Origin of the sequence: Burkholderia aenigmatica, from assembly GCF_048627025.1 — a bacterium.
Classification (GTDB): Bacteria; Pseudomonadota; Gammaproteobacteria; order Burkholderiales; family Burkholderiaceae; genus Burkholderia; species Burkholderia aenigmatica.
In genome coordinates, this window is the sequence record NZ_CP184469.1 from 2,559,799 (window position 1) to 2,574,184 (window position 14,386).

At 59.4% G+C, this 14,386-nt stretch carries 11 protein-coding genes; 3 read left to right on the forward strand and 8 right to left on the reverse strand.

The features are described from left to right. Nucleotides 1–2: 2 nt before the first annotated feature. Nucleotides 3–821 carry an AraC family transcriptional regulator gene (locus ACN8ZM_RS28480; RefSeq protein WP_301803877.1) on the reverse strand — a complete coding sequence of 273 codons (819 nt, stop codon included), beginning with the start codon at nucleotides 819–821 and terminating at the stop codon, nucleotides 3–5. A 77-nt stretch (nucleotides 822–898) separates the two neighbouring features. On the opposite strand from ACN8ZM_RS28480, the gene panB reads away from it, so the two are divergent. Further along, nucleotides 899–1,756 (forward strand): 3-methyl-2-oxobutanoate hydroxymethyltransferase, encoded by an 858-nt coding sequence (panB, locus tag ACN8ZM_RS28485; protein WP_420211403.1) that lies wholly within the window; start codon nucleotides 899–901, stop codon nucleotides 1,754–1,756. Between the two features lie 51 nt (nucleotides 1,757–1,807). Here the strand turns inward: panB and ACN8ZM_RS28490 are convergent, their stop codons facing one another. Next, complete coding sequence (locus tag ACN8ZM_RS28490; RefSeq protein WP_034181959.1) at nucleotides 1,808–2,299, reverse strand: Lrp/AsnC family transcriptional regulator; 492 nt, start codon at nucleotides 2,297–2,299, stop codon at nucleotides 1,808–1,810. 156 nt (nucleotides 2,300–2,455) lie between these two features. Between ACN8ZM_RS28490 and glmS the strand changes: the two genes are divergently transcribed. Continuing rightward, nucleotides 2,456–4,285, forward strand: coding sequence for a glutamine--fructose-6-phosphate transaminase (isomerizing) (gene glmS / locus ACN8ZM_RS28495; protein WP_043178597.1), 1,830 nt, complete (start codon nucleotides 2,456–2,458; stop codon nucleotides 4,283–4,285). Nucleotides 4,286–4,366: 81 nt separating this feature from the next. On the opposite strand, the gene ACN8ZM_RS28500 is transcribed toward glmS, so the two are convergent. Genes ACN8ZM_RS28500 through ACN8ZM_RS28515 form a run of 4 tightly spaced genes read right to left on the reverse strand, consistent with a single transcriptional unit; the run spans nucleotide 4,367 to nucleotide 8,718 of the window. Then, nucleotides 4,367–4,855, reverse strand: a complete 489-nt coding sequence (locus ACN8ZM_RS28500) for a Mov34/MPN/PAD-1 family protein (protein WP_420211404.1) — start codon at nucleotides 4,853–4,855, stop codon at nucleotides 4,367–4,369. Beyond that, complete coding sequence (locus tag ACN8ZM_RS28505; RefSeq protein WP_420211405.1) at nucleotides 4,837–6,516, reverse strand: ThiF family adenylyltransferase; 1,680 nt, start codon at nucleotides 6,514–6,516, stop codon at nucleotides 4,837–4,839. Before ACN8ZM_RS28505 ends, ACN8ZM_RS28500 begins: the two co-directional genes overlap by 19 nt. Before the next feature lie 7 nt (nucleotides 6,517–6,523). Continuing rightward, on the reverse strand, nucleotides 6,524–7,696 hold the full coding sequence (locus tag ACN8ZM_RS28510; protein WP_420211406.1) for a CBASS cGAMP synthase: 1,173 nt from the start codon (nucleotides 7,694–7,696) through the stop codon (nucleotides 6,524–6,526). Then, the gene (locus ACN8ZM_RS28515) at nucleotides 7,696–8,718 is read right to left on the reverse strand and encodes a CBASS cGAMP-activated phospholipase (RefSeq protein WP_420211407.1); all 1,023 of its coding nucleotides are present in this window, start codon (nucleotides 8,716–8,718) and stop codon (nucleotides 7,696–7,698) included. The genes ACN8ZM_RS28510 and ACN8ZM_RS28515 overlap by 1 nt, the downstream gene beginning before the upstream one ends. 901 nt (nucleotides 8,719–9,619) lie before the next feature. On the opposite strand from ACN8ZM_RS28515, the gene ACN8ZM_RS28520 reads away from it, so the two are divergent. Next, the gene (locus ACN8ZM_RS28520; RefSeq protein WP_420211408.1) at nucleotides 9,620–9,832 is read left to right on the forward strand and encodes a hypothetical protein; all 213 of its coding nucleotides are present in this window, start codon (nucleotides 9,620–9,622) and stop codon (nucleotides 9,830–9,832) included. A 427-nt stretch (nucleotides 9,833–10,259) separates the two neighbouring features. On the opposite strand, the gene ACN8ZM_RS28525 is transcribed toward ACN8ZM_RS28520, so the two are convergent. Both ACN8ZM_RS28525 and ACN8ZM_RS28530 read right to left on the reverse strand, forming a co-directional pair. Then, a complete protein-coding gene (locus ACN8ZM_RS28525; protein WP_420211409.1) occupies nucleotides 10,260–10,841 on the reverse strand; it encodes a hypothetical protein in 582 nt (193 codons plus the stop codon). Nucleotides 10,842–10,931: 90 nt separating this feature from the next. Further along, on the reverse strand, nucleotides 10,932–14,375 hold the full coding sequence (locus ACN8ZM_RS28530) for a hypothetical protein (protein ID WP_420211410.1): 3,444 nt from the start codon (nucleotides 14,373–14,375) through the stop codon (nucleotides 10,932–10,934). Nucleotides 14,376–14,386 lie beyond the last annotated feature (11 nt).

Genomic DNA, 14,386 nt, shown 5'->3' on the forward strand with positions numbered 1-14,386 from the left:
CGTCACGCGCTCAGCACCGGCCGGCGCGCTTCACGCTTCGCATACGCGCCGGGCGTCACGCGGAATTTCGCCTGGAACAACGCGATGAACGACGACGTCGAGTCGTAGCCCAGTTGCGCGGCCACCGCGCCGATCGGCTCGCCGGCATCGAGCAGCGGCAGCGACGCGAGCAGCCGCACCGCCTGCCGCCATTCGGTGAACGACAGCCCCGTGTCCTGCCGGAACAGCCGCGACAGCGTGCGCCGCGTCGCGCCGACCTGATGCCCCCAATCGTCGAGACTGCGCGTATCGCCGGGAAACGCATGCAACGCACGCGCGATTTTCAGCAGACGCGGATCGCGCGGCAGCGGCACCGTCAGCGGCGCCTGTCGCATCCGCGCGATCCGGTCGGCGATCAGGCAGACGAGCGCACCGTCCGGCCCGGTCTCGTCGTAGTTCACCGGCAAGTCGGCCGTGGCGATCACCAGCTCGCGCAGTAGCGGCGTCATGCTGAGGATCGCGCAATCGTCGTGCACGTCGTCGCGCGCGATCGCTGCGTCGAGATACAGGCTGTGGAACGCGACGCAATCGCGCGTCGACACCGCATGTGGCACGTGCGGCGGAATCCACATCGCATAGTGCGGCGGCAGCAGGTGACGGCCCGACGGCGTCGACACCTCGAGCACGCCGCTCGTCGCATACATCAGCTGCGCCCACGGATGACTGTGCGCGTCGACATTCGCGTTGCCGGGAATCTCGAACGCACGCACGTACAGCGGCCTCGGCAGGCGCGCCATCGGCGGCACCGCATAAGGGTCACCCGGTTGTCCCGCCAGCAACATAAGACGTCCTCCGAAGGTCATTGCGCGAACGAGCGCGATGCTACCGTGGCGACTCTTCTTTCACACGGCTTCCGTTCATGAGCGCTCATACCCGCACCACCCGCAAGACCGTCACCGCGATCCGATCGACCAAGGGCATCGGCAGCCTCGTGTCGCTGACCGCGTATTCCGCACCGATGGCGAAGCTGGTCGACGAGGTGGCCGACGTGATCATCGTCGGCGACTCCGTCGGCATGGTGCTGTACGGGATGCCCGATACGCTGCGCGTCACGCTCGACATGATGATTGCACACGGTGCGGCCGTCGTGCGCGGCGCCGCGCAGGCCTGCGTCGTCGTCGACCTGCCGTTCTCGACTTACCAGGAATCGCCCGCGCAAGCGTATCGCTCCGCCGCGCGCCTGCTCGCCGAAACCGGCGCGCAGGCCGTGAAGCTCGAAGGCGGCAGCGAGATGGCCGACACGATCCGCTTCCTCACCGAGCGCGGTATTCCCGTGATGGCGCACGTCGGCCTCATGCCGCAGCAGGCCAACGCGACGGGCGGCTTCCGCGCGCAAGGGATGGATCCGCGTTCGGCCGCGCAGGTGTTCGACGCCGCGTGCTCGGCCGAACAGGCCGGTGCGTTCAGCGTCGTCGTTGAAGGCACGGCCGAAGCGCTCGCGCGCCATATCACCGAAACACTGACGATCCCGACAATCGGCATCGGCGCATCGCCCGCGTGCGACGGGCAGGTGCTCGTGACCGAGGACATGATCGGCGCGTTCGATGCGTACACGCCGCGCTTCGTGAAGCGTTATGCCGATGCGAACGCGGTGATGCGCGATGCGATCCGTCAGTACGCGCACGACGTGCGGCAGCGTGTGTTCCCGGAACCCGCGCATTGCTTCGGGTACGGCAAGCCACTGCAATTGGTGGATGCGGCTGACGCGGCTGCGTGATGCCGTCGCGAAGGCATTCGCGAACGCTTTGCGAACAATGGTGCGATCACTTCATGCGCGCTTGCGCATCGCATGCGCAACCCGCGCGTTCGCTTCGAATTTCGCGCGATGCGTCGAGAAGAACGTCCGCACGTTGCGGACGTTCGACGCACCGGTGAACAAGCGTCGCGCGAATTCGTCGTATTCGGCGACGTCGGCCAGATCGGCCACCACGACGAAATCCGGCCCCGGCGACACCCGATAGCACTGCGTGACGGCCGGCTCCGCGCACACGTACGCTTCGAACGCGTCGTAGTCTTCGGCTGTCTGCCGGTCGAGGCTGATCTCGATCAGCGCGGTGACGGCCGTGCCGATCGCCACCGGATCGAGCACCGCGACCTGCCGGCGGATCACGCCGGCCTCCGTCAGCCGCCGCACGCGGCGCATGCAGGTGGGCGGCGACGACAGCGCGCGCTCGGCCAGTTGCAGGTTCGACACCGACGCGTCGTCCTGCAGGATCGCGAGGATGCGCAGATCGAGATCGTCGAGGGTGATGCCGGCCATCGGCGGCTCCTTCCGGTCAGGGCGTGAAATTTAATTTCAACATGATAGACGATCTGCCATTCATTTCATTTGTACTTGTATTTTGAAATTTAATTCCATTTAGGCCGCTCTACCATCGCTCTCACTGATCCAGACAGGACATTTACGGAGCGCGATATGTGTGGAATTGTCGGGGCGGTTGCCCAGCGGGACATCCTGCCGAACCTGGTCGACGGCCTGAAGCGGCTCGAATACCGCGGCTACGATTCGTGCGGCGTCGTGGTCTACCGCGACCGGGCGCTGGCGCGCGCCCGCAGCGTCGACCGCGTCGCGAACCTGCAGCGCGAGATCGCCGAGCAAGCACTGTCGGGCTATACCGGCATTGCGCACACGCGCTGGGCCACGCATGGCGCGCCCGTCACGCTCAACGCGCATCCGCACTTCTCGCCGAGCGACGCCAATGCGCGCATCGCGCTGTCGCACAACGGGATCATCGAGAATTGCGATCAACTGCGCGCGGAATTGCAGGCGCATGGCTACGTGTTCGCGAGCCAGACCGACAGCGAGGCGATCGCGCACCTGATCGACCACCTGTATGACGGCGATCTGTTCGATGCAGTGCGACGCGCGGTCGCGCGACTGCGCGGCAGCTATGCGATCGCGGTGATGTGTCGCGACGAACCGCACCGGATCGTCGGCGCGCGCGACGGGATGCCGCTCGTCGTTGGCGTCGGTGAAGGCGAGAATTTTCTGGCGTCCGATGCGATTGCGCTGTCGGGGATCACCGATCGGATCGCTTACCTCGAGAACGGCGACGTTGCCGATATCCAACTGCATCGCTACTGGATCGTCGACGCCGCGGGCCAGCGCGTCGAGCGCGCGGTGCAGCGGGTCGCCGCGCATAGCGGCGCGGCCGATCTCGGGTCGTATCGCTACTACATGCAGAAGGAGATCTTCGAGCAGCCGCAGGCAGTGGCCGATACGTTGCTCGATGTGTCTTCGATCATGCCGGAGTTGTTCGGTGACGGCGCGTGGCGGGTTTTCAATGACGTCGATTCGGTGTTGTTGCTCGCGTGCGGTGGTAGCTATCACGCGGCGCTCACCGCGAAATACTGGATCGAGAGCATCGCGAAGCTGCCGGCCAGCGTGGAAATTGCCAGCGAGTTCCGGTATCGCGACAGTGTGCCGAATCCGCGCACGTTGGTCGTCGCGGTGTCGCAAAGCGGCGAGACGGCCGACGTGCTCGGTGCGGTGCATGTCGCCAAACGTATCGGGATGATGCATACGCTCGCGATCTGCAACGTCGCGACGAGTGCGTTGATGCGCGAATGTGCGCTGCAGTTCGTGACACGTGCGGGGATCGAGATCGGGGTGGCTTCGACGAAGGCTTTCACGACGCAGCTCGTTGCGTTGTTCCTGCTGACGTTGTCGCTTGCGCAGGTGCGCGGGCGGTTGAGCGACGACGAGGAAAAGGAACATTTGCGGGCGCTACGGCATCTGCCTGATGCGATGTCGAAGGTGCTCGCGCTGGAGCCGCAGATCATGGCGTGGTCAGAGTTGCTCGCGCGACGCGACAACATGCTGTTTCTCGGGCGCGGGATGCATTATCCGATCGCGCTCGAGGGCGCGCTGAAGATGAAGGAGATTTCGTATATTCACGCGGAGGCTTATCCGGCGGGGGAGCTGAAGCATGGGCCGCTGGCGCTCGTCAGCAATGAAATGCCGGTGATTGCGGTTGCGCCGAACGACATGCTGCTTGAAAAGCTACGGTCGAACATGCATGAGGTCAGTGCGCGGAATGGCCGGCTTTTTGTGTTTGCGGATGTGGACTGCGGGTTGGTGCCGAGTGAAGGGATCGAGGTGATTCGGCTCAATGAGTACTACGGACCGCTCTCGCCGATTCTGCATACGGTGCCGATGCAACTGCTCGCGTATCACGCCGCGCTGGCGCGGGGGACGGATATCGATAAGCCCAGGAATCTGGCGAAGTCGGTGACGGTGGAGTGAGGGCCTCCGACCGTCATTGTTCCACTTTGAGGGGCGTCCTGCGGCTTCACGGTTGCGGGGAGCATTCGTCCGCTATTCAGTTCAACTTTCGCTAGGCACGTCGGCGGTTTCCCCACGCAGTTCGCCACGTCGGCCCGCTCCGACCCACAGCACGTTGCGAGTACCTAGAATCAGAAACATCATGAAGTCGCTTTTTTTTGCGCAAATCTTTCGCCATTCCCCGGTATCGATTGACGACGGTGTAGGGACAGCTTCCGGATGGGTATGCCACTCACCGAGGTAGTCCATTGTCTCGCGCTCGGCTTTCCAGAGGTCAAGAGCTATTTTCTGATGCCCATGTGCCTGTCGTCGAAAACCGTAACGGTGTTGGATATCACCTGATTGCGGAGTCGTTACCATCGACACGTGAAGATGCATGCCCCTCCGATAGCCCAGCAGGATGCCACCGGACTCTGGCGCTGTAGGGTCCGTTTGCCGAAAGCGCATCAACGTCGACAGCACGAACGGTTCAATCAGAATTCGCGCGTCTTCGTGGAATGGGTGTCGAAGAATCAGGGCTGCTGCTGACATGCGGGGCATCCGTTCGTCGGGGCGATATCCTGATTCTTGATGCGTTGGGCATCGGCCGTTTCCAGATAACGCGTACGAAATCTTGGGCTGACTGCCCCCTTCAGCCAATCACTGACCATATCGGCAGCTAATGCCGCAGCAGACATGGGAGCGGAAACCGCATAGGGCGTGAACGAGCTACAGCCCCGAAATTTCGTCCGAGGCGGATTCGTCAGGACCGGGAACCGGTCCTGACGATAGTTGGGCCCGATTCCCTTACGCAGACACTGAAAACAGCCGAACTTCGATGAGTCCGACCACAGCGCCTGAACACACTCACCGTTACCTTTTACCCACACGTACAGAACGGGTCCAAGCCGATGCCCCATGTGCGAGGCGTTCACGAGACTGCTCAGGGCTTCTTCCCCGGTCGCTTCAATGATGAGGTCCGTCACAAAAAACTGGTCGTTCAATCTAGGCGCGTCCGACTGAACCTCGACCTGCAGATACGGAAACTGCCGAATAAGCTCCTCGCGAAGTGCTAAGGCCTTGTTTTGATACAGGGACGGAAATCCCAAGGCGTGTCGTCCTAAATTGTCAGGCTCAAGTTGCCCTACGTCGACGAGTCGCAACAAGCCATCTTTCCCGGTACCAGCACCCAGCCGTACCAACGCCTGCGCCAGGTACCCGCCAATCGCTCCGCAGCCTATGAGTGTCAGCCGTTTTCCGACCAGGCTGGGAAATTCCAGGTTTCGCGAGTGGATGTAGGATGGGCCAATTTCATCGAGCTGAAGTCGCAAGACCGCTGTGTTACCACCACCGTTGTGCAGGTAGTTCCGATAGTGCTTCGGCGTGTTGGCGTAACCAATGCGATGCTGCCTGTCCAACGAAAACGCAACGCCAAAACGCCCGACTGGAGTCGTGATAGCAAGAACACAACCTTCGCGAGAAAGGTACGTCTTGTCGGAACCCAGGCGATGCTGAATCGCATTGGCTAGGTCGCCGTCCCACAACTTAACCCATGTAAAGAACTGCTTGATAGTTGCTGGTAAGCAATCGACTGATGCGCCAGGTGACTTATCGCTTTTGAACAGAAGACACGTGAAGGCTCCCTTGACCAGCCTCTCAGCGTCAACACCCGTGGCAATCCGTTGCGCCGCAAAGATATTCTGCGCAATCAGTGCTCTTCGTTCCTGGCCGGCCTGGTCCAGCAGGAAATACATCGCAGATTCGGCTTTGGGCTCGAGCTCGTCGACCAATACAGGATAAGCCGCCGGTGCCTGTCCCACGGTCCAATACGCGACGAACTCATTGGTAATACCGTGTTCTCGCCCTTGCCCCCGCGTGATACGGTTCAGCGCATCAATGGCGGCGTGGAGGCACTGATGGATAGCCACGTCGGGTTGAAACCGGTCGAGCACAACGGAGCCCGGCGCTAGGTAGCACAAGCCACCCAGCGCGTCGACATGTTCCAGCAGTTGCGGCGTGCCAACTGGCCGCTCGAGCAGTGTGATACGCGGGTAGTGCAAGAAGTCCCAGTCTTCAATTTCAAATCGAATTGGAACTTCCCCTGTGTCTACCTTAAGGCGCCCCTCGAAAGCGCGAACGCCAGAGCGCGCTTTGACCGGCCGCAGCCCATATTGCGTCAACAGGGCCAGAGCACGGCCGTACGCGCTTTGCATCCTCTGGTCAGCCCGCGCTCGTGGCCCCAACCACTGGGGGAGGCACCGTTACCGCCGGAACCCGACGAATGTCATCGCCTGACGAGTCGACGTCAATCCAGCCCGGTTGATTCGGCAGCCGGTCACCCAGTTGGCCTTTCAAAATCATGATGACTCGGGGCGCCTGCACAACGCTATGCTCACGGGCGTGCTTCAGCGAATCTGCCAACTCCTGTGCAAGACCAGACGCTTCAAGGCGCTCGTTCGCGTCAAGTCGATTGAAATCGTCGGCTCCGTTGTCGATACCCGGCTCCCGAATGTCAGCCAGGATAGCTTTAGCGAGTGCCAGTGCAGCACGCTCAAGCGCCAAGTCATCACGAGATAGGACGGGCTCAAAGTTCTGGGCCACGGCAATCATGATAGATACGGAAGTCGGACCTTTTTTATCCCAACGATAATCCCGCCAGGCTTTCAAGAAGCGGCACACTCGCTGAAGCTGCGGTCCGTGCTCTTCAATCCGGTCCAAGAACCACTTGGCCACGTCGTTCGGGTCCGAAGCCACCCATTCCCCAGACCGGGTTGCCAGCACGATGCCTTCCATCTCATCCCAGGATTGGCCAACCAGGTCGCCCAGATTGACGCTTTCAGCAAAATCCGCCGAATCCATCGCAAAGGACTTTCGCACGGTTGCGGCCACGCGGACCTCATATACCTTCTTGAATTCAGCTTCAGACGCGGCGTAGAGCGGTACGTCAATATGTGCCCAAGCCGACACATTGACGCGAATACAAGTCCCTTTGGACTTGTCCAGCGTCCACCCCTCGTCGTCGCAAAGCTCTTTCAGAAGCCGCTCCACCAGCATGAAGTACGCCTTGGCCATGTGGATAGGCGGACCGTTCTCTTCCCAAACGGTAACTGGGAGGTAGATTCCGAAATCCCAATCCATTTCCTGCGGCGGCAACGTGCAGGGATGCACGCAGGTTCCATAGGCCCAGGACCCTTGAGTGCGAAACCGCGGCGTAACCTGTCGGTCCATACCGAGCACTGTCGTAGAGACCTTCTCGATAGCCGGGCGCAGATGGTCACGAATCTTGTTTTTGCACGACACCAGAAACCGGCGTTGCTCAGGGGAAACGGCAATGTTGGCGGCAAAAGTGCCGCTCTGCACTGACGAGTAAAGCAAGCGATGAAGTTTCAGCATTACGCCACCTTAAGAATGTTGGCGCGAGGGCCATAGTGATAGACCGGCGAAGCTGCCGTGTAATCCATAAAATTCTTGAAGGCAGCGCTACCTACGAAATCCTTTGCAGCTTCAGCTGCCGACCCGAGCAGCACTTCACGGGCCGCTGCATCGGCCTTATCGAGGGCAACAGCCTGTGCACGTTCGTCCGTCAGCACGTCATCGATATGCACGTACTTGCCTTCGGGAAACTGATGCTCGAGCACTTTGTTCGTCATCGCTTCCTGTGCCGAAATGCTCAGCCCGAAAAGTCGTTTCGGCGCATTGACCGGCCACCAGCCACCCCAATCCATCGTGCCGCCGGAGCGATTTCGTTTGGGATTGACCGTGAATTTGGAGGACATCGTTCCGATAGAAAGCACCCGAACATCGCTCTCCGCCCGAGAAACGCCAAAGAACTTGTAAGCCTCATGGACGCCAAGCAGCCCAGGAGCGTTTGCAAAGAGCCCGCCGTCGACATACTGGCAGTCGTTGAAAACATAACGGGGAAACACGATGGGCGCCGCACTAGTCGCCATCGCGACATCCACAATGCGATGGCGATGGTCCGTCTTGAAGTCTTCGTGGTGCGGGGTTTTGAAGACTACCGGCAGGCCGCGCGTGTAATTGATAGCCGGCACGATAACGGGGTGCAGGCATTCGCCAATCAAGCGCTGACCAAAAACATCGTCACCTGAAAGGTAACGAAAAAGCGCGTCGCTACTGTACTGGGAGCGGAAAAAACCTCGGACGGAGAAGCGCTTGCGGAAGATGGCTTCTCCGTGTCGTTGGAAAAGCTCGACCATCCTTTGCGCCGGAATCTCAAGCGCAACCGCGAGTGCCAAGATGCCGCCGATGGACGTACCCGTAACGAGGTCAAAGCGCGAGCCAATAGGTGCTTCGATATGCCGCTCGATTTCCGCCAGGATTCGAGCCGTGAACAGTCCCCGATAGCCGCCACCAGACAAGGCGAGGACTTGAAATCGCGACTTTGCCTTATCCATCCACTATCCCTGACCAAATAACGCGGGCCAGAATGGCCGCGCCAGTTTTTGACACGAACTAGGGACTGCCGCCACGCGATGCCGTGGCTTACAACGAATTGGCACTCTAGCACCACAAGTGCTAACCATACTATATGCGCCATGTCATACATGGTCAAGGCACTAGATATAGTGTTGATGCGTTGATAGACGCATCTTTGGTGCAACCCACTCCTGGCCTGACGTACGCAAACGTTTGCTTACAAAAGAGTCCATATTTTTTGATGTCGGCGGTCTTTCAGATTTGCGGAAGCAATCGGTTTTGAAAGCCGTCATGATGGAAGCAAAGCGGTGAATCTTGGTGCAGCGCCCGGGGGCGCTGCATTCACGACTCATCGACGTGTGGCTGAACACGCGAGCGTTTTCGCCCCCTCATGAGGACGCCGGTAACGGGGAAGCAGTCGCTAGTGCCCTCTCGGCCGCACGACATCGGGGACCATCTTATGCCGCCTCTTGAAGGTTACAACGGGCTTCGCAGGACCAGCATCCGGCGCATGCGGCGCCTCGCGGTGTTCGTCGAGCCTCTCCTGAAGCGCGAAAACAGATTTCTGAATTTGGTCGCGTTTGGTCGAAGTTGACGTGCCCTCATGCTGGCTAGACACGAGGAGGTCGTCTAGGACTTTGGTAGCCTCACTTTCGCCGATTTGCAGGGCTTGCAAGCGGATGGAAACATTGGGCCTCGCACGGTTGCGGCGATAGTGCGCTACGAGCGCCACGAACACCTGAGCCCGGCAACTTCGATGCAGGACCTCATGGTGTACATGGAGCAGCATTAGCGGGAATAGTCAAAGCCGACGGCAATATCCCCGCTGGCTACAAGTTCGGCTCCGAACATGTCGAGGTCCTCGACGAACAGGGACAAATGATGGTCGCCGAAATGGCGGCCGAGACTGGTGACATCGCGACATTGGAGCGTACCGTCGTCGACATCAATTCCGGGTATATGGCTCTCGCTGCGCACGCCGAGAAACTTGTTCGCGAGTCGGTCGTCCCCGGGGGACCAATAACGTCCATCGAAATGCAGACGCTCGAGGACGGTCAGCTTGACCTCAGCCTGATGCAATCGATGCTGTGAGCACGCACCGAGCGAATAAAGCTAGCGCTCGACGGATACGCCCAAGGTCAAGCCACCATCGGAGTCGTTGCCAAGCTCCTCGGAGTGTCCCCTCTCGTCATGGCTGCTGACTGGCCTGCAGAGCCCGGACCAAAACTCTACGCCTGTAGCGGAGCCTTCGAGGAACAGGCCGCTTCTGAGGGATTACTCAAGTCATGGGAGGGACCGCTCGTCGTGGACTTGACTGCCATAAACGAATTAGTCGTAAATGGCATGGAGTCAGCACTCTCGCTAGTTAAGCCAGTGTACATATCTACCTCCTCGGTAGAAGTGCTTGATAGGCTCATCGAGGTTGCGGCCACCGATAGAGCGGCAGGCCATATGAGCGAGACGAACGGGCAGATTACGATGGTTCATTATGGAGAGGGCTATTACGAAGGGCGTAGAACTACCATCTCGTGGTTCCAGCAACGTGCTCTCGAATAAAGGCTTTATAAGCATCGACGCTATCGAGTTGCAGTCGATAGTCCACCGCCAATGCATTGGCCGATTTCCGAAAGGAATCACGCTCAAACCCATCATATCCGACCCGGTCAAGCGCGCCGGCTGCGAGCAGTTCACACCACCCTCTAACCGTTGCGCCCATCTCGAGCAGTTGGTCTTGCTCAAGGCAGAGACCACTCAGCTGACCATGGAATACCTTATTTCTGACCTTGTAGATTTCCTTCAGCTTGGCGCGCATTTCGCCGTACGTCTCACCCACCATGTCGGCAACTGAGAAACGGGCCAGGGTGTCAATCCCCTTGATGAAGCCAGTGACGTTCACGTTCCCGAATTGTTCCAGTGTGACCAGAAGGTCGGGGATACTCTGGTCGTCAAAAGCATCGCACTGGAAGACCAAGTGTGTAAAGAGGCGCCGCAACTGGCGCTCCAACTTCACAATGGAGAGAGTCAGTGCGTCGACGCCGAGCGTTGCTGCGCCGGAGCTCTTAATGATGTCGACAACGGCGAATTCGTTCTGGAAGCTCATATCATCCCTTCTGGCGCGATGCGCCCAATCCTCAATCTCGTACCGCCTGGCTACATCGGATTTTTGGCAATTTTCGGCTCCGTCACGAAGTTACACGTTTCGTCGTCCCCGAGCTTCATTGCTCGCCGCAAGCTTCGCAGCGTCGCGCATGTGCTCCTGCGCCAAGTCGAGCACAAGAAAGACCACGAGAATTTCGCCGACGTCCGTTGAATAGCGAGCCTCGAATCCGGGTGGCCAGGTACCCATAGGCTTTATAGGACGGATGCTTTTCAGAGAGCAATGGCCAGGAGCGTGGTCGCGCGCCATATTTTCAAGCTGCTCGAGGATTGCACTGATTGGTCGCACATAGGCGTACGTCAGATGGAAAAACAAGTGGCAAGTCGACGATGCCAAGAGCTTCTGGAAGTGACTTTTGAGGTCGGCCTCCATCCAAGCACTGTTCGGTGACCGGCGACAGACCACGGCCTCGAAAAGCACAAGGTCCGAGCCATCCTTTGAGATGACCAAATCTCGCTCAGCCGGATTCTCAGCTGCAGTAAAGCTCCCCGTAGACTGGTCCGACACGCCCCAAGAAACAAAGGCAAGCCTTGAGCGCAAGAGTTCGCGGACCATCGCGCTAACGTCGTCCTCCTTTGAGTCGATTTTCACCGTCTTGAGCCGGGCGACAAGTGATGTTAGGCTGGCGCTGGCGTGGCATACGTGCTCAATGACGAATCGCTCGAACGCTCTGGGATTGCCTCGCCAGACACGCGCTTGCTCCTCCGGGTCCAGCCGCAGCATGTCGCCGATGGCCTCCTTTATCCGGGGAAGCGGATTATCATCCTCGCTTAGGCCGACTCGGAAGGTTGAGGACCGCTCGCCGCCGAGGTGCTCTCTGGCAATCTCAATCATGGCGCCACCTCCGAGCTCTGCTTCGGCCCAGTCTAACGCCGCAAGTGCCTTCTCCAGATGTCCGGCACGAGCGAGCGCGACAGCATGGAACGCTGCGATTCTGTCGTTCAATCGTACGCTCAGCATGGGGCGCAGAAGTCGCGCGGCTTCGTCACTTCTGCCAACAGCCAGGAGCAGAATTGCTTTGTTTGCGAAATATATGTCGGACTCCGCCGTGCTGAATGCGACGGCAGCTTCGATTTGCTTCGCCTCAGAAAGATACTGGCTTGCCTGCGTGAGAGCCGCGCCACGCAGCCGCTCGAACGGATTAGCCCCTACGACAACTTGTACTCGTGCGGCAAAGTGATTGGTAGCATACGCGGAGCTAGTACGCTTTTTTTGATAGAGATATGCGAAGATTTTCTCCGCTGCGTTCGCGTCGCCATCGTCGCGAGCCAAATGAGCCGCACCTTGATAGAAGAGAATGCTGTCCCGCGCCTCATCGCGCTCTGCTTGCTGAATTTCCTTAGGCATCTCGGCTGTATGGATTGCGTCCCAATCCTTCTTAAGGAATGCAAGTCTCAGCTTTGCTCGCAACCGCGACAAGGCAACTCGTTGGTGGAACGCTTCCGGCTTGTCGTCGTCTGCTGCGATGTAGGCTTCGGCCGCCTCAAGCGCGCCAACGTTAAGCAACTCCTCAATGCGCACAAACCGGTCCGTCAGCCAGTGGGTCGCGCCGGCATCCTGGGGCGCGAGTTCCGAGATTCGTCGCTCAACCAGCTTGCGGAATTTCATCGGTAGTGCACCAAGCAATTGCGCGAGGAATGCAGGTTCATTCGTCTCGAGGATGGCTCCCAACAATTCAACGGCTTCCGTGGGCTCCAGAATGGTCACGGCCGCTGAAAGGTCCGTGGCGAGCGGGCGGTCGCCTCGCCCGCGATAAGGGTCCGTTTCGTGCCCAACAGCCATTGCCGCAACTCGCCCCTCGTCGTCATCCTCGATGGCCCCAGCTTTGACCGTCTTCAAGAATGCTTCAAACAAGTCGGCAGGGATTGGTTGTGGGTGTTCAACCACAACACGCGCGAGGACCCGCATATGCACCTGCACCCCGCGAGCGAGCTTATCTCTCGCGATGAAGATGTTTTCGGCGGTCTCTAGCCGCTGTACCAGTTCGAACGGAAATAGAAACTTGGCGGAAAGAGCTGGCTCGCACTGTTGCGCGAGGGTATAGAGCGCCGTTGCCGCGCCGGGAGAGACGCGAGCAGCAGAGAGCAGGAATTCGTCAGAGACGACAGACGCGACGTAACCTGATACGAGTGGCTCTGGTGCTATATCGCCGACCAGTTGCCCGCTGTCCAGCAGGTCCAACGCTGCCGAGAACTCGGCGGTGCCAAGCCGAAAAGCATCGGTAGCGCTCACGAGCCACTCGAAGATGCGTAGCTGGACATCTTTTTCTTGCGCCAGCAGGGCAGACCTCAGGACGGCCAGTTGAGTCTCACTGTCCTGAACATCGGCAATGTTTCCTGGTTTGACTTGCGAATACAGCGCGCGAAACAAGGCTGCAGCTTCGGCCGGAGCCAGCGCGCCCAGCTTGAGGTGATGCTCCATCAACGCTACTGCGTCAGAGAAGGCTGTATCGCGAGCCTCATGCAGTTGGGGAGCAATGACGTCCTTGTCCCAAGCGGATGGGCGGATTCGCCATCTTGAAATCAAGAGGCACGCAAGTGCCGAAAATTTGGGCGCGAGCACCATGTCTGCAAGCAGCTTTGGCCGCTCGTCAGCCCAATGGAGAATTGAGTTCAAGATGTCCGGATATTTTGCGGCTAACTCGAACAACCGCTGCGCCACCGGGTTAGGTACGCCCGAGTGCTCCGTGGCGCAGATGTCCGCGACGAGCATGCTGGAGAGGCAGAACAAGATTCCGGCAGCATGCATCAACTCATAGGCAGAGCGCTCCACGGTAGCCGACCGGAGCCACACCGCACGGTCTACCAACGTCTCGGGGCAGTCAGGGATGGAGCGCTGGTAATCGGCGGGGTCTCGCAACGATGCATTGGCCATCACCTGGAGATACCGTTGCTTGGACTCGGTCACGTCCGGGAGGCCCTGACCGTCCGCAAGGACGGCCAATGCCGTTTCGATAAACTGCTCGCGCTGCGCCGGTGCCCATGCTTGCTGGGGAACGACTGTGGGATATCGCAGGATTGACCACAGCTTGCACCACCGCTTGATTCGAGATTCGGGCGTAACGCCGTTGTCCAGGCGCTCCCAGAGACGGGCAGCAACCCACTCTGGACTTTGGCAAACGATGGTCTCTGGACGCACCGTATTGTCCAGCACGGAGTTGACCAGCGTCCGAAGCTCATCATCGTTCGACGTTTCGCCACTCCAGGAATACGTTACCGCAAACCGCTCTTTCTGCCACTCCAGAAGAGCCGGTAGGCTGCATTTCTCTTCGGCTTGGAGCGCCCGAACTACTTCGTGTGCGATATGGACGTTACCCCATATGGACAGCACCATGCCTCGGGCTACGAGTTGCTCGAACGCAGGTTGGTTCGTATGTCGCTGCCGTTCGAGGTCGTAAGCGGGTCTTGCTCGCGTCTCGTCGCTGTTGCTCACGATGCCTAGGTGACGAAGCAACTCCAGCACGACTTCGTCACTCATCGTGCTCTCCG

Coding starts and splice junctions, on each gene's coding strand:
- ACN8ZM_RS28505 (WP_420211405.1), bottom strand. CDS start 6,516: ATGCAAAGCGCGTACGGCCGTGCTCTGGCCCTGTTGACGCAATATGGG.
- ACN8ZM_RS28510 (WP_420211406.1), bottom strand. CDS start 7,696: ATGCTGAAACTTCATCGCTTGCTTTACTCGTCAGTGCAGAGCGGCACT.
- glmS (WP_043178597.1), top strand. CDS start 2,456: ATGTGTGGAATTGTCGGGGCGGTTGCCCAGCGGGACATCCTGCCGAAC.
- ACN8ZM_RS28480 (WP_301803877.1), bottom strand. CDS start 821: ATGTTGCTGGCGGGACAACCGGGTGACCCTTATGCGGTGCCGCCGATG.
- ACN8ZM_RS28500 (WP_420211404.1), bottom strand. CDS start 4,855: ATGTCAGCAGCAGCCCTGATTCTTCGACACCCATTCCACGAAGACGCG.
- ACN8ZM_RS28515 (WP_420211407.1), bottom strand. CDS start 8,718: ATGGATAAGGCAAAGTCGCGATTTCAAGTCCTCGCCTTGTCTGGTGGC.
- ACN8ZM_RS28525 (WP_420211409.1), bottom strand. CDS start 10,841: ATGAGCTTCCAGAACGAATTCGCCGTTGTCGACATCATTAAGAGCTCC.
- ACN8ZM_RS28520 (WP_420211408.1), top strand. CDS start 9,620: ATGATGGTCGCCGAAATGGCGGCCGAGACTGGTGACATCGCGACATTG.
- ACN8ZM_RS28530 (WP_420211410.1), bottom strand. CDS start 14,375: ATGAGTGACGAAGTCGTGCTGGAGTTGCTTCGTCACCTAGGCATCGTG.
- ACN8ZM_RS28490 (WP_034181959.1), bottom strand. CDS start 2,299: ATGGCCGGCATCACCCTCGACGATCTCGATCTGCGCATCCTCGCGATC.
- panB (WP_420211403.1), top strand. CDS start 899: ATGAGCGCTCATACCCGCACCACCCGCAAGACCGTCACCGCGATCCGA.